This is a genomic window from Streptomyces pratensis (assembly GCF_037137275.1).
In the GTDB taxonomy this organism is placed as follows: domain Bacteria; phylum Actinomycetota; class Actinomycetes; order Streptomycetales; family Streptomycetaceae; genus Streptomyces; species Streptomyces pratensis_B.
Window position 1 is genome coordinate 42,466 of record NZ_JBBBEN010000102.1, and the last position, 13,065, is coordinate 55,530.

General features: G+C 73.8%; 14 protein-coding genes. 7 read left to right on the forward strand and 7 right to left on the reverse strand.

All coding sequences use genetic code 11. The annotated features are described in order from the left end of the window. Positions 1-96: 96 nt before the first annotated feature. The 3 genes from V9U70_RS27360 (at position 97) to V9U70_RS27370 (ending at position 2,569) form a co-directional block, all read left to right on the forward strand. Entirely contained in the window at positions 97-777 is a 681-nt protein-coding gene (locus V9U70_RS27360) for a DUF6758 family protein (protein WP_336679540.1), read from the forward strand. A gap of 174 nt (positions 778-951) precedes the next feature. After that, entirely contained in the window at positions 952-1,818 is an 867-nt protein-coding gene (locus V9U70_RS27365) for a PHP domain-containing protein (RefSeq protein WP_336679542.1), read from the forward strand. Positions 1,819-1,963: 145 nt separating this feature from the next. Beyond that, positions 1,964-2,569 (forward strand): MarC family protein, encoded by a 606-nt coding sequence (locus V9U70_RS27370; RefSeq protein ID WP_336679544.1) that lies wholly within the window; start codon positions 1,964-1,966, stop codon positions 2,567-2,569. Positions 2,570-2,699: 130 nt separating this feature from the next. On the opposite strand, the gene V9U70_RS27375 is transcribed toward V9U70_RS27370, so the two are convergent. Then, complete coding sequence (locus V9U70_RS27375; protein ID WP_336679545.1) at positions 2,700-2,852, reverse strand: hypothetical protein; 153 nt, start codon at positions 2,850-2,852, stop codon at positions 2,700-2,702. Between the two features lie 212 nt (positions 2,853-3,064). Between V9U70_RS27375 and V9U70_RS27380 the strand changes: the two genes are divergently transcribed. Then, the gene (locus V9U70_RS27380) at positions 3,065-4,009 is read left to right on the forward strand and encodes an NYN domain-containing protein (RefSeq protein WP_336679547.1); all 945 of its coding nucleotides are present in this window, start codon (positions 3,065-3,067) and stop codon (positions 4,007-4,009) included. A 136-nt stretch (positions 4,010-4,145) separates the two neighbouring features. On the opposite strand, the gene V9U70_RS27385 is transcribed toward V9U70_RS27380, so the two are convergent. Together V9U70_RS27385 and V9U70_RS27390 are read right to left on the reverse strand one after the other, a co-directional pair. Further along, complete coding sequence (locus tag V9U70_RS27385) at positions 4,146-5,003, reverse strand: alpha/beta fold hydrolase (RefSeq protein ID WP_336679548.1); 858 nt, start codon at positions 5,001-5,003, stop codon at positions 4,146-4,148. A 112-nt stretch (positions 5,004-5,115) separates the two neighbouring features. Then, complete coding sequence (locus V9U70_RS27390; protein ID WP_336679550.1) at positions 5,116-7,338, reverse strand: DEAD/DEAH box helicase; 2,223 nt, start codon at positions 7,336-7,338, stop codon at positions 5,116-5,118. Between the two features lie 450 nt (positions 7,339-7,788). Between V9U70_RS27390 and V9U70_RS27395 the strand changes: the two genes are divergently transcribed. Further along, positions 7,789-8,535: a ferritin-like fold-containing protein gene (locus V9U70_RS27395; protein ID WP_336679552.1), complete on the forward strand. Its 747-nt coding sequence runs from the start codon at positions 7,789-7,791 to the stop codon at positions 8,533-8,535. A 19-nt stretch (positions 8,536-8,554) separates the two neighbouring features. Here the strand turns inward: V9U70_RS27395 and V9U70_RS27400 are convergent, their stop codons facing one another. The 4 genes from V9U70_RS27400 to V9U70_RS27415 all read right to left on the reverse strand — a co-directional run bounded on the left by V9U70_RS27400 (position 8,555) and on the right by V9U70_RS27415 (position 10,407). Continuing rightward, positions 8,555-8,827 carry a hypothetical protein gene (locus tag V9U70_RS27400; protein WP_336679554.1) on the reverse strand — a complete coding sequence of 91 codons (273 nt, stop codon included), beginning with the start codon at positions 8,825-8,827 and terminating at the stop codon, positions 8,555-8,557. Between the two features lie 186 nt (positions 8,828-9,013). Next, on the reverse strand, positions 9,014-9,241 hold the full coding sequence (locus V9U70_RS27405) for a DUF3107 domain-containing protein (RefSeq protein WP_336679556.1): 228 nt from the start codon (positions 9,239-9,241) through the stop codon (positions 9,014-9,016). A gap of 141 nt (positions 9,242-9,382) precedes the next feature. Continuing rightward, entirely contained in the window at positions 9,383-10,024 is a 642-nt protein-coding gene (locus V9U70_RS27410) for a TetR/AcrR family transcriptional regulator (RefSeq protein WP_336679558.1), read from the reverse strand. A gap of 167 nt (positions 10,025-10,191) precedes the next feature. Next, on the reverse strand, positions 10,192-10,407 hold the full coding sequence (locus V9U70_RS27415; RefSeq protein ID WP_336679560.1) for a hypothetical protein: 216 nt from the start codon (positions 10,405-10,407) through the stop codon (positions 10,192-10,194). A 110-nt stretch (positions 10,408-10,517) separates the two neighbouring features. On the opposite strand from V9U70_RS27415, the gene V9U70_RS27420 reads away from it, so the two are divergent. Continuing rightward, complete coding sequence (locus tag V9U70_RS27420) at positions 10,518-11,486, forward strand: alpha/beta fold hydrolase (RefSeq protein WP_336679562.1); 969 nt, start codon at positions 10,518-10,520, stop codon at positions 11,484-11,486. Between the two features lie 8 nt (positions 11,487-11,494). Beyond that, positions 11,495-13,039 carry a DUF3152 domain-containing protein gene (locus V9U70_RS27425; protein WP_336679564.1) on the forward strand — a complete coding sequence of 515 codons (1,545 nt, stop codon included), beginning with the start codon at positions 11,495-11,497 and terminating at the stop codon, positions 13,037-13,039. The last annotated feature ends 26 nt before the right edge of the window (positions 13,040-13,065 follow it).

The following is a 13,065-nucleotide window of genomic DNA, read 5'->3' on the forward strand; positions in this document are numbered from 1 at the left end:
GCGCCGGGCCTCTGTCACCCGCCTCCGGCCGGGGCCACGCTGCGGACGGGTGATCGTCCTTGACGCGAGGACCGGCGGGGAGGACCGTTGGTCGGTATGAGGGGCGAACCCAGTTGCCCGAAATGCGGTGGCCGGGTCAGGGCGCCCGGTCTCTTCGCCGACGCCTGGCAGTGCTCCGCGCACGGGCAGATCCATCCCATGCAGCCGGTCGTCCCGCCGAGCGTCGAGGCGCTCGCCGTCGTCGTCCACCGCACCCGGGTGCCCGTCTGGATGCCGTGGCCGCTCCCCGTGGGCTGGCTGTTCACCGGGGTGGCCAGCGCGGGCGACGACCGCAGCGGCGGCCGGGCGACCGCCGTCGCCTGCACCGGCCCCGGACCGCTGGGCGGCATGGGCGAGCTGCTGCTCGTCGCGGAGGAGCTGGGCGTCGGACTCGGCGCCCGTTACGCCGGCATCGACGGCCCGGACCCCGGCCCCCTCCTGGACGTCGACTCCGCCCCCGACGCCAAGGTGCACGCCGCCGGCCGCCCCACCCCGCTCTGGCACGTCCACGGCGTCCCCGGCGACCGGGCGGTTTTCGCGGGCGAGGCGCGCGGACTGTGGCTGTGGGCGATCCTGTGGCCGGGGCAGTCGGGGCTCCTGATGTACGACGAGCTGGTGCTGACCGACCTGCGGGACGCCGGGGGAGAAGTGGACCTCGTCCCGTGCGGCGCCCTCACCCCGCGGCTCCTCACCGCTGGGGACGTGCCGCCCCGGCAGGCGACGGGCGACCGCGACTGAGGCGGACGCGGCCGGGGCGCGACGGCCCTCCCGGCGCGTCGGCGTCCGCGCGGCCAGGAGCGACGCCGGCGCCGGGCCCGCCGGCCGGGGACGTACGCGCGGCAGAGGCGGCAAGGCGCGGCGGTTATCCTTGAGCGTCCCCCTGTTCGCCCGCGAGCCCTGGAGTCAGCCGTCGTGCGTATCGACCTGCACACCCACTCCACCGCTTCGGACGGCACGGACACCCCCGCCGAGCTGGTCGCGAACGCCGCCGCCGTGGGACTGGACGTCGTCGCGCTCACCGACCACGACACCGTCGGCGGCCATCGGCAGGCCATCGACGCACTGCCCGAAGGCCTCACCCTCGTCACCGGCGCCGAGCTGTCCTGCCGCGTCGACGGCGTGAGCATGCACATGCTGGCGTATCTGTTCGACCCCGCGGAGCCGGAGCTGGAGCGCGAGCGCGAGCTCGTCCGCGACGACCGGGCGCCGCGCGCCCGGGAGATGGTCCGCAAGCTCCGCGCCCTCGACGTCCCCATCACCTGGGAACAGGTCGCACGCATCGCGGGGAACGGCTCGGTCGGCCGCCCGCACGTGGCCGCCGCCCTCGTCGAACTCGGCGTCGTCGCGACCGTCTCCGACGCCTTCACGCCCGCCTGGCTGGGCAACGGAGGACGGGCGCACGCGGAGAAGCACGAACTCGACCCCTTCGAGGCCGTCCGGCTGGTCAAGGCGGCGGGCGGCGTCACCGTCTTCGCCCACCCGGCCGCCGCGAAACGGGGCGCCGTGGTCCCCGAGACCACCATCGCCGCGCTCGCCGACGCCGGCCTCGACGGCATCGAGATCGACCACATGGACCACGACGGGCCCACCCGGGCCCGGCTGCGGGGCCTCGCCCGCGAGCTGGGACTCCTGGCGACCGGAGCCAGCGACTACCACGGCAGCCGCAAGACCGTGCGGCTCGGCGAGTACACCACCGACCCCGAGATCTACGGCGAGATCACCCGGCGCGCCACGGGAGCCTTCCCGGTGCCGGGCGCCGGTGGAGCCGGACACCGGTAAGTCCCGTGCGCCCCGCGCGCGATCCCTTTCACCGCACCTCTCGTCCCTCTCTCCTCGCGCGCCCCTTCGCGAGCCGTCCTGCGCCCCGCGCCGGCGGCCGGCCGCGCGCCCCTGTCACGCCCGCTCTTCTCTCGCAAGGCTCACTGTGTTCGACGTCGCTGTCTTCGGATCACTTTTTCTCACCCTTTTTGTGATTATGGACCCTCCGGGCATCACACCGATCTTCCTCGCCCTCACCGCCGGCCGCCCCGCCAAGGTGCAGCGCAGGATGGCGTTCCAGGCGGTCATGGTCGCCTTCGGCGTGATAGCCGTCTTCGGTCTGCTGGGTCAGCAGATCCTCGACTACCTGCACGTCTCCGTGCCCGCGCTGATGATCGCGGGAGGGCTCCTGCTGCTGCTGATCGCGCTCGACCTGCTGACGGGCAAGACCGACGAGCCGACGCAGACCAAGGACGTCAACGTCGCCCTCGTGCCGCTGGGCATGCCGCTGCTCGCCGGGCCCGGCGCCATCGTCTCGGTCATCCTGGCGGTGCAGCACGCCGACGGCATGGGCGGCCAGCTCTCGGTCTGGTCGGCGATCGTGGCCATGCACGTGGTGCTCTGGCTGGCCATGCGCTACTCGCTGGTGATCATCCGGGTGATCAAGGACGGCGGCGTGGTGCTGGTGACCCGGCTCGCCGGCATGATGCTCTCGGCCATCGCCGTGCAGCAGATCATCAACGGCGTCACCGAGGTCGTCCAGAACTCCTGACGCCCCCGGACACCACAGCGCCCCCGCACAGACGATCCGTGCGGGGGCGCTTCCTCTTGAGGGCCCGGGGTCCGGTCCGGACGCGGGCCTCAGCGGCGCAATGCGTGAATCAGGACAAGCCCGTGAAGCGTTACGAAGCCGAGCCGATGGCCGGCCGGATGTAGATGCGACGGCCCACTGCTGCGGCCTGCTGCACGATCCGGTTGACGGAGGCGGCGTCCACGACGGTGCTGTCAACGGCGGTACCGTCGACGTCGTCGAGTCGCATGATCTCGAAGCGCATGAGGCTTCCCTTCGTCTGATCCTCCTGCTGGAGAACTACTGGCGCGGACGGGTCGCCCCGTCCGCGAGGATGTGGAGCACCAAGCGTCCTCGCTTCGCGCTCCACAGGGAGTACAACGAGGTGGCTGATGCAAACATTCCCTACGCTAAGGAAATTTTTTGGATGGCTAAGTACCCCTCGGTAGTCGCCCAGCCACAGTCCCTGGGGCCCGCATGAACGAAAGGGACCCGCGGTTCCCCGGCCGCGGTGCGGGCCCGGAGGCCGCCGGAGCGCCGGTCGACCGCGCCGACGAGCGACTGGACCGCACCAACGAGCTGCTCCAGCGCGTGCTCGTCGAGGTGTCCAAGACGCCGTCGACCCACGCCATCTTCGTGGACGCGGGCTATGTGTACGCCGCCGCCGGTCTGCTCGTCACCGGCACAGAGGACCGGCGCTCCTTCGACCTCGACGCCGAAGGGCTGATCGAGGCCTTCATCGACAAGGCCCGCACGATCTTCGCGGACAGCAGGCTGCTGCGCGTCTACTGGTACGACGGCGCCCGGCGCCGCATCCACACCACCGAGCAGCAGGCCATCGCGGAGCTCCCCGACGTCAAGGTCCGGCTCGGCAACCTCAACGCCAACAACCAGCAGAAGGGCGTCGACTCGCTCATCCGCACCGACCTCGAATCCCTCGCCCGGCACCGCGCCATCAGCGACGCGGCGCTCGTCGGCGGCGACGAGGACCTGGTCTCGGCGGTCGAGGCGGCCCAGGGCTACGGCGCGCGCGTACACCTGTGGGGCATCGAGGCCGCGGAAGGCCGCAACCAGGCCGAGCCGCTGCTGTGGGAGGTCGACAGCCAGCGCACCTTCGACCTGGACTTCTGCCGCCCGTACGTCGCGCGGCGACCCGTCACGACCTACGAGGACGACGCCCCGGCGCCCTCCCGGGAGGACGTCCGCTTCGTCGGCGCGCAGATCGCCGCCGCCTGGCTCGCCGCACGCAGCCGGGAGTCCCTCGCCGACCTGCTGCCCGGCCATCCGTATCTGCCGGGCTCCGTCGACCAGGACCTGCTGGTGGAGGCCGAACGCCTGCTCCAGCATTCCCTGCGCGGCCACGCGCACCTGCGGCGGGCGCTCCGGGACGGCTTCTGGCAGCACCTCCAGTCGCAGTACTGACGCCGGGACCGCGTCGAGGCCCTGACACGGGCCTCCACCGCCGTGCCGCGCGACGGCCGATCCGCTTTCCTGGCCGGGTATGGCGCGACGGCGGCGCGGTCGCCACCGTCGCGCCGGACGGGCTGTCGGCGGGGCGTCAGGAGGCCGGGAGGTCGTCCCAGAACGCGGCGAGCGCCTCGGCCGTCTCGTGCGGGCGGGCGGTGTTGGGGGAGTGCTCGGCCCCGGCGATCGTGGTCCGACGGGCGCCGAGACGCCGCGCCATCGAGTCGAGCAGCTCCACCGGCCACACGTCGTCGCGCTCGCCGGACAGGACATGGACGGGCAGCCCGACGGCGGCCAGCTCGTCCACCCGGTCCGGTTCCCCGCTCAGCTGCGCCCCCGTGGCGATGAGCTGGGCCGCGCGGTGACGGACCCAGCGCCTGCGCATGTCCTCGCCGCCGTCGGTGTCCGCGTCCTCGGGCGGGTCCAGGGCCCGCATCGCCTGCCACACCTCGTCCATGGACAGCACGGACAGCGCGTCGCTCAGCATCCTCACCTTGTCCCGCTGGGCCGCGACCACCTCTGCCGGCCCCGAGGACATCAGCGTCAGCGAGCGGAACGGGGCGGCGTCCAGGAGGACGGCGGCCCGGGCGATGTGGCCGCCGAGCGAGTGCCCGAGCAGGTGCAGCCCGCCGCCGCCCTCGTCGAGGGCCGCCGCCTGGGCCAGCACATCACGCGCCAACTCCCCCTGAGCGTAAGCCTCCTGGCACTCCGGCCCCTCGGATTCGTACTGTCCCCGGCCGTCAGCGGCGACCACCCGGTAGCCCGCGGCCGACAGCGGTTCGAGCAGCGCGATGAAGTCCTCCTTGCTGCCGGTGTACCCGGGCAGCAACAGAGCGGTGGCCCGCACCGGACCACGCGGCGCGGCGTCCAGGACGGCGAAGTCACCGCGCTCGGTGCGCAGGACGCGGGCGCGGGCACAGGGGGGCGGGGTGAACGTGGGCGGCCGACTCATACGGCGAGGCTATCCCCGGCGCCGCGACCGGGACGCCGCCGGGCAGCCGAACGGCCCCGGCCCCCGCGTGTGCGGGGGCCGGGGCCGTCGGTCGAGCAGTACGGCGGGGGCGTCAGCTCCCGCTCGTCGGCGACGCCTGGCCCGCGGGGCGGGTGGCGCGACGGCGACGGGGCTTCGCCTCCGGGGCGGGAGCGACCTCGCCCGGCACGGCATCCGAGGCCACGGCGGCCTCCTGGGACACCGTGGAGGTGACGCTGCGCGTGGCCCGGCGGCGACGCGGCTTGGCGTCCGCCGCGCCCGCCTCGGCGGCCGGCGCCTCTGCCGTCGCCGGTGCGGCGGTCTCCGCCACGGGCTCCGTCGTCGGCCGGGACTGCTTCGCCGCGGCCGCGGACCCGGCGGTCTTCGCCGCCTTGGCCTTCGGCTCCGCCGCCGAGGACTCCGCCTTCGGCTTCGTCGTGGCGCGGGCCGGACGGCGGCGCGCCCTGGGCTCCTGCTGCGGCTCCGAGGCCGGGGCGATCTGGAAGTCGACCTCGTCGGCCGGCTTCACGGTCCGGGTGCGGCGGCGCGGCCTGACCGCCTTCGGCTCCGCGGCCGGCTCTGCGACGCCCGCGGCCGCCGCCACGGTCTGGAACTCGGCCTGCGCGGGGGCGGCCGGGGCCGGGGCGCCGGGCTGCGCCGTCTCCGCGGCGACCGGCTTGGCGGCGGCCTTGCGGCGGCGGCGCGGCTTGGTCTCCGCGACGGTCTCCTCCGCCTCGGCGGCCGGCTCCGCCACGGGGGCGGACCGGGGCTCTGCGACGGGCTGGGGCTCCGTTACCTGGGCGGGCTCGGTGACCGGGGCGGGCGCGGTCGGAGCCTCCGCGACCGCGACGGCGGCCTCCGTGACGGCCTCGGCAGCGCTGACCCGGGTGCGGCGGCGGCGGCGCGGCGTACGCGGCTCCGGGGCCTCGTCACCGGACGGGGCGACGGGAGCGGCCTCCTTGGCGGGCGCGGGCACCGTCGCGGCGCCCTCCTCCGGAGCGGCCCCGCCACGGGTGCGGCGGCGCTGGCGCGGCGTACGGGTGCGGGGCTCGCGCTCCTCGCGGGCGGGGGCCGGGGCGGCGGCCTTGCGGCCGCGACCGCCGGTTTCGCCGAGATCCTCGACCTCCTCCGCGCGCAACCCGGCACGGGTCCGCTCGCCGCGCGGCAGGACGCCCTTGGTGCCCGCGGGGATGCCGAGCTCCTCGAAGAGGTGGGGCGAGGTGGAGTACGTCTCGGGCGGGTCGGGGAACTTCAGGTCCAGCGCCTTGTTGATCAGCTGCCAGCGCGGGATGTCGTCCCAGTCGACCAGCGTGATCGCGATGCCCTTGGCGCCCGCGCGGCCGGTGCGGCCGATGCGGTGGAGGTAGGTCTTCTCGTCCTCGGGCGACTGGTAGTTGATGACGTGCGTCACGCCCTCGACGTCGATGCCGCGCGCGGCGACGTCGGTGCAGACCAGGACGTCGACCTTGCCGTTGCGGAAGGCGCGCAGCGCCTGCTCGCGGGCGCCCTGGCCGAGGTCGCCGTGGACCGCGCCGGAGGCGAAGCCGCGCTTCTCCAGCTGCTCGGCGATGTCGGCGGCGGTGCGCTTGGTCCGGCAGAAGATCATCGCGAGCCCGCGGCCCTCGGCCTGGAGGATGCGGGAGACCATCTCCGGCTTGTCCATGTTGTGCGCACGGTAGACGTGCTGCACGGTGTTCTTGACGGTCGTGCCCTCGTCGTCGGGCGACGTGGCGTTGATGTGCGTCGGCTGGGACATGTAGCGGCGCGCGAGGCTGATGACGGCGCCGGGCATGGTGGCCGAGAACAGCATCGTCTGGCGCTTGGGCGGCAGCATCGTGATGATGCGCTCGACGTCGGGCAGGAAGCCCAGGTCCAGCATCTCGTCGGCCTCGTCGAGGACGAGCCCGCGGATGTGGGAGAGGTCGAGCTTGCGCTGACCCGCCAGGTCGAGGAGGCGGCCCGGGGTGCCGACGATCACGTCGACGCCCTTCTTCAGAGCCTCGACCTGGGGCTCGTACGCCCGGCCGCCGTAGATCGCCAGAACGCGGACGTTGCGGACCTTGCCGGCGGTCAGCAGGTCGTTGGTGACCTGCTGGCACAGCTCGCGGGTGGGGACGACGACGAGCGCCTGCGGCGCGTCGGTCAGCTGCTCGGGTGTGGCGCGGCCCGCCTCGACGTCGGCGGGGACGGTCACGCGCTCCAAGAGCGGGAGACCGAAGCCGAGCGTCTTGCCGGTGCCGGTCTTGGCCTGGCCGATGACGTCGGAGCCGGAGAGGGCCACGGGGAGCGTGAGCTCCTGGATGGGGAAGGGGGACATGATGCCGACCGCCTCAAGGGCTTCGGCCGTCTCGGTGAGAATCCCGAGGTCGCGGAACGTAGTCAGGGTGCTGCCTCTTCTGTGAGACGCGGTCCGAGGCGAACGCTGGGGGTCGTACCGTGCCGGGGTTGGTCATCCGGCCGTGGATGGGCCGGGTGGCGCGGGACCACTGCCGTCGCTCGAGCGCTCGTGCCGCTGAGGGGGCCCCTCATCTGCGGTCGTACGTGTCGCACGCACCGCGTGGAGGGCTGTCGGGTCGGAGCCGATCGGGCCACCGACCGGGCATCCTCATTCAAGGGCGCGCCTCTGGCACAGCACAGTGCTCAGTAAGCGCAATACCACTGTACCCCGGATCTGCGCATGTGTGTTGGGCGAATTCATTGGAACGGTATGGAGGCGACGGCTGACCAGGCCCTTCCGCCCCTCGCGGAGCGGGCTATCGTTCGGTTCATGGAGACGCCTGACCACGCCACTGAGAACACCGCCGAAGCTTCCGAGGCCACCGGGATCGCCGCCCAGGACTGGGCCACCGCGTCCGCCGAGCCGCAGTACCGCGCCGCCGTCGTGGACCTGCTCGGCGCCCTCGCCTACGGAGAGCTGGCGGCCTTCGAGCGGCTGGCGGAGGACGCGAAACTCGCGCCGACGATCGGGGACAAGGCGGAGCTGGCGAAGATGGCCGCCGCCGAGTTCCACCACTTCGAGCAGCTGACCGAACGGCTCACGGCGGTGGACGAGGACCCGGCCGCCGCGATGGAGCCGTTCGGCAAGGCGCTGGATGACTTCCACCGCCAGACGGCCCCGTCCGACTGGCTGGAAGGCCTGGTCAAGGCCTACGTCGGCGACTCGATCGCGAGCGACTTCTACCGCGAGGTCGCGGCCCGGCTCGACACCGACACCCGCTCCCTGGTCCTGTCGGTGCTCGACGACACGGGCCACGGGAACTTCGCCGTGGCGAAGGTGCGCGCCGCCATCGAGGCCGACCCCCGCGTCGGCGGGCGGCTCGCGCTGTGGGCCCGCCGGCTGATGGGCGAGGCGCTGTCGCAGGCCCAGCGGGTGGTCGCCGACCGTGACGCTCTCTCCACGATGCTGGTGGGCGGTGTCGCGGGCGGGTTCGACCTCGCCGAGGTGGGCCGCATGTTCTCCCGGATCACCGAGGCCCACACCAAGCGGATGGCCGCCCTGGGGCTGGCCGCCTGACACCCTTCCCCGGCTCGCGCTACTGGGCCGCTGCCGACCGGGTGAGGCGTCGGCCTCCGGGCCGGATGAGCAGGGACAGCGTCACCGCTGAGACGGACACGGCTCCGGCCAGCGTCGCCGGAACATGGCCGGGGTCCAGCGCCGCATGGGTCAGGAACGCGCCGAAGAGAGCTCCCAGGGCGCCGGTGGGATACACCGCACGGCCGGACGGGAGCCGGTCGGCCAGCGACCGGAGAGCCGCCCAGGACAGGGCGAGCCCCAGAGCGGCGGAGCCGAGGAATTCCCAGATCACAGATCACCTCGCGGGGGTGGGCGGGGCGGGCGTATCGGTCGTAGGCGGTACTACCCCCTGCCTCCGGACAGCAACCCTCCGCGGCCCCTCGTGACCCCGTACGAGGCCTGGCGCCCGGCACCGCGAAAGCGGGGCCCGGCACGCACGGAAGCGGCNNNCCGCTTCCGTGATCGACGCGTCCGTGGACTACACCGTGCCGAACCCCACCCGTCGGGCGGTGGGCTCACCGATCTCCACGTAGGCGATCCGGTCGGACGGCACCAGGACCTTGCGGCCCTTGTCGTCCGTGAGGCTGAGCAGCTCCGACGTGCCGCCCAGCGCCGCGGCGACCGCGCTCTCGACGTCCTCGGCGGAAAGCCCGCTCTCCAGAACGATCTCGCGGGGCGTGTGCTGCACCCCGATCTTGACCTCCACGGCTATGTCCCTCCGACGGTCACTCCTTGCGCGGTGAACCGCGCCGTACGCAGCCACATTAGCCCGGCGGGCGGGCGGCTCAGGGTCCGACCGGCAACGCCCGCAGCGAACACGGCGCCCGGCGACTCCCGGGCGGCGGCCTCAGTGCTGCTCGGCGCCGTGCAGCGGGAAGCCGGCGATGCCCCGCCAGGCCAGTGAGGTCAGCAGCTGCACCGCCGTCTCCCGGGGGATCGCGGACCGGCTGGAGAGCCAGTAGCGCGCCACCACCTGGGAGACGCCGCCCAGCCCGACCGCCAGCAGCATGGACTCCTCCTGGGACAGCCCGGTGTCCCCGGCGATCACGTCGGAGATGGCCTCCGCGCACTGGAGGGACACCCGGTCGACCCGCTCGCGCACGGCGGGCTCGTTGGTCAGATCGGACTCGAACACCAGCCGGAAGGCTCCGCCCTCGTCCTCGACGTACGCGAAGTAGGCGTCCATCGTCGCCTCGACGCGCAGCTTGTTGTCCTTCGTCGAGGCGAGCGCCGTGCGGACGGCCTGGAGCAGCGCCTCGCAGTGCTGGTCCAGGAGGGCCAGGTAGAGCTCCAGCTTGCCCGGGAAATGCTGGTAGAGGACCGGCTTGCTGACCCCGGCCCGCTCGGCGATGTCGTCCATCGCGGCGGAGTGGTAACCCTGCGCGACGAACACCTCCTGCGCGGCGCCCAGCAGCTGGTTGCGTCGGGCGCGGCGGGGCAGACGGGTGCCCCGCGGGCGCGCCGCCTCTGTCTGCTCGATGGCTGTCACGCCGCCTCCCAAATATGTGTTCCAGCACAGCCGGTCCGTGCACGCTGCGCCGTCCAGCCATCGTACTTTTGGGTAACCCGGCTGTGCGCGGCGCGGACGCAGAATTTCACGGACCGGACCGCTGTGGAAGCCAACGGGGAAGGCGAGCGCGAGCAAACCGGGGCGTACTAGCGGTAATCGTCCTCGTCGAGCGGGACGACCCTGTTCTGCTCGGCCACATCGGCGGGATTGGCGGTGGCCGGATCGACGCTTGCGTCCTGTTCGTCGTCCTCGGGCCGGACCTCCGTGCGCTGTTCCGCGGCGTCGGCCTCCGGGGCCTCGTGGCCCGGGGCCTCCGGCTCGGTCCGCTCGAAGGTCTCCGGGTCGCTGGGGTCGACCGTCATGAGGGCTCCCTTCCTTTCCTTGAAGCGTAGGAGCAACACTCCTACCCCGCGATGCGGCCTGTGACCGCGAACACAGGAATCGGCGCGTGATCGTCTCGTAACATTGCCGCATGTCCTCGACCCAGCCGCCCGGAACCCGAGCCGCCGCCGCAGCGGCGGTGGCCCCCACGGTCAGTGCCGTCCGGGTCGCCGACGGCGAGCGGCTGCGCACCGTGTCGCTGCCGGGCGTCGGTCTGGCCCTCCGCTCCCGGCCGGCGACCCGGGCCGGCCTGCCCCCCGCGCTGTACGTCCACGGACTCGGCGGTTCGTCGCAGAACTGGTCGTCCCTGATGCCGCTGCTGGCGGACGTTGTCGACGGGGAGGCGGTCGACCTGCCCGGCTTCGGGGACTCGCCCCCGCCGGACGACGGCGACTACTCCGTCACCGGGCACGCCCGCGCGGTGATCCGGCTGCTCGACGCCGAGAGCCGCGGACCCGCTCATCTGATCGGGAACTCCCTGGGCGGCGCGGTCGCCACCCGGATCGCCGCCGTCCGCCCCGACCTGGTGCGCACCCTCACCCTGATCTCGCCCGCGCTGCCGGAGTGGCGGGTGCAGCGGCCCGCCGTCCCTACGGGCCTCCTGGCGGTGCCGGGGCTCGCTTCCCTGTTCGCCCGGCTCACGAAGGACTGGACGGCGGAGCAGCGGACGCGCGGAGCCATGGCACTCTGTTACGGCGATCCGGCACGGGTCTCCGAGGAAGCCTTCCGCCACGCGGTGGCCGAGATGGAGCGGCGGCTGGAGCTGCCGTACTTCTGGGACGCGATGACGCGCTCGGCACGGGGCATCGTCGACGCCTACACCCTGGGCGGACAGCACGGGCTGTGGCGCCAGGCCGAGCGGGTGCTCGCGCCGACCCAGCTCGTGTACGGCGGGCGGGACCGACTCGTCTCGTACCGGATGGCGCGCAGGGCGTACGCGGCCTTCCGCGACGCCCGGCTGCTGGCCCTGCCGGAGGCGGGGCACGTGGCGATGATGGAGTACCCGGAGGCGGTCGCCCAGGCGTTCCGGGAACTGCTGGACGATTGCGGCGGGAGCTGATCCGGGGCGTGGGACGACACAGTCGAAAGGGCTCAGAGGCGCTCCGCCCGGAGGCCGCCGCGGCGGAGCCGGGGGGCGGTGAGCGCTCCGCATCCCGGACCGCGCCGGGAAGCGGCCGCCGCAGGCGGACCCCGGCCCCGGCGGCCGATGACGGGCGCTCCGCCTTCTCCGCCGACGCCCCGCTGACGCGCGGTGGCCACCCCGAACAGCGTGAGGGGGGCGGCGGCTGGGGGGCCGGCCCGCTGCCCCGCTCGGGCGAGGCCCGGGGCCGGCCCTACGGAGCCGGCCCCGGCCCGCTGCCGTATCCGCCCCGCCAGCAGCCCGCCCCCGACCACGGGGAGGGCGCCCGGCCCCCCGCCCAGGCCGCTTCTGCCGACTCCGGAACCTCCGGCCCTCCCGGCGTCCCCGAACACTCCGGCGCCCCCGGTCGCACCGGCCCCTCCGGCCGCACTGACGCCGTCGCCGCCGACCCCGCCGGCCCCTCCGGGCGTCAGCACGGCGCGGCCCGGCAGGAGGCCGTGGAGCGTCAGGTGTCCGCCCAGCGGGCGGCCCAGCGCGCCGCGGACGGACGGGCGGCGCGGCAGCCGGCCGCCTCCCCCCACGTTCCGGGGCCGCGCCGGGAATTCGTCGACGCCTTCGACGACGAGCCGCCCGAACCCCGGGCCGCAGAGCCGCCCTCGGCGCCCCCGGCCTATCCTGCCGGCGACGGAGAGGGGGAGCCGGCCGAGCGCCGGGCGACCGGAGGAGGCAGGGGGCGGACCCTCACCGGCGTCGCCGCCGCCGCGGTGACCACCGTGCTCGCGGTCGTGGTGGCCGGGCAGGTCGCCGAGGACTCCGGCGACCGTGCGACGGCGAGCGGCACGGAGCAGCGGGCCGACCCCGAGGAGGCCGCCCGCTCCGACGCCCGGCCGACGCCCGAGTCCCCCTCCGCGGAGCCCGATGTGCAGCCCCTGTCGTACGCGGACCGGATGGCGAAGCCGTACGCCATCCCCCCGGACCTGACGGCCGAGGGCTCGTTCGAGGCCGTCCCCGGACTGGCCAAGGCCCCCGGCAAGGGGGTGAAGCGCCGCTACCGGGTCGATGTGGAGAAGGGGCTCCCCCTCGACGCGGGCCTGTTCGCAGAAGCGGTCCACAAGACGCTGAACGACGACCGGAGCTGGGCCCACAACGGGGCGATGGCCTTCGAGCGGATCTCCTCGGGAGACCCCGACTTCGTGATCACGCTCGCCAGCCCGGGGACGACGGGCGAATGGTGTGCCAAGTCCGGCCTCGACACCACGATCGACAACGTGTCCTGTGACTCGGCAGCCACCGACCGCATCATGATCAACGCCTATCGCTGGGCGCAGGGCGCCGCCACGTTCGGCCCGGACAAGCTGCTGGCCTACCGTCAGATGCTCATCAACCACGAGGTCGGCCACCGCCTGGGCCACAACCACGTGAACTGCTCCACGCCCGGCGCCCTGGCCCCGGTCATGCAGCAGCAGACCAAGACCCTCACGCTTCAGGGCATCACCTGCAAGCCCAACGCCTGGGTCTACCCCAAGGGTTGACCGGTGGCAGGCCGACGCGCCGGGAC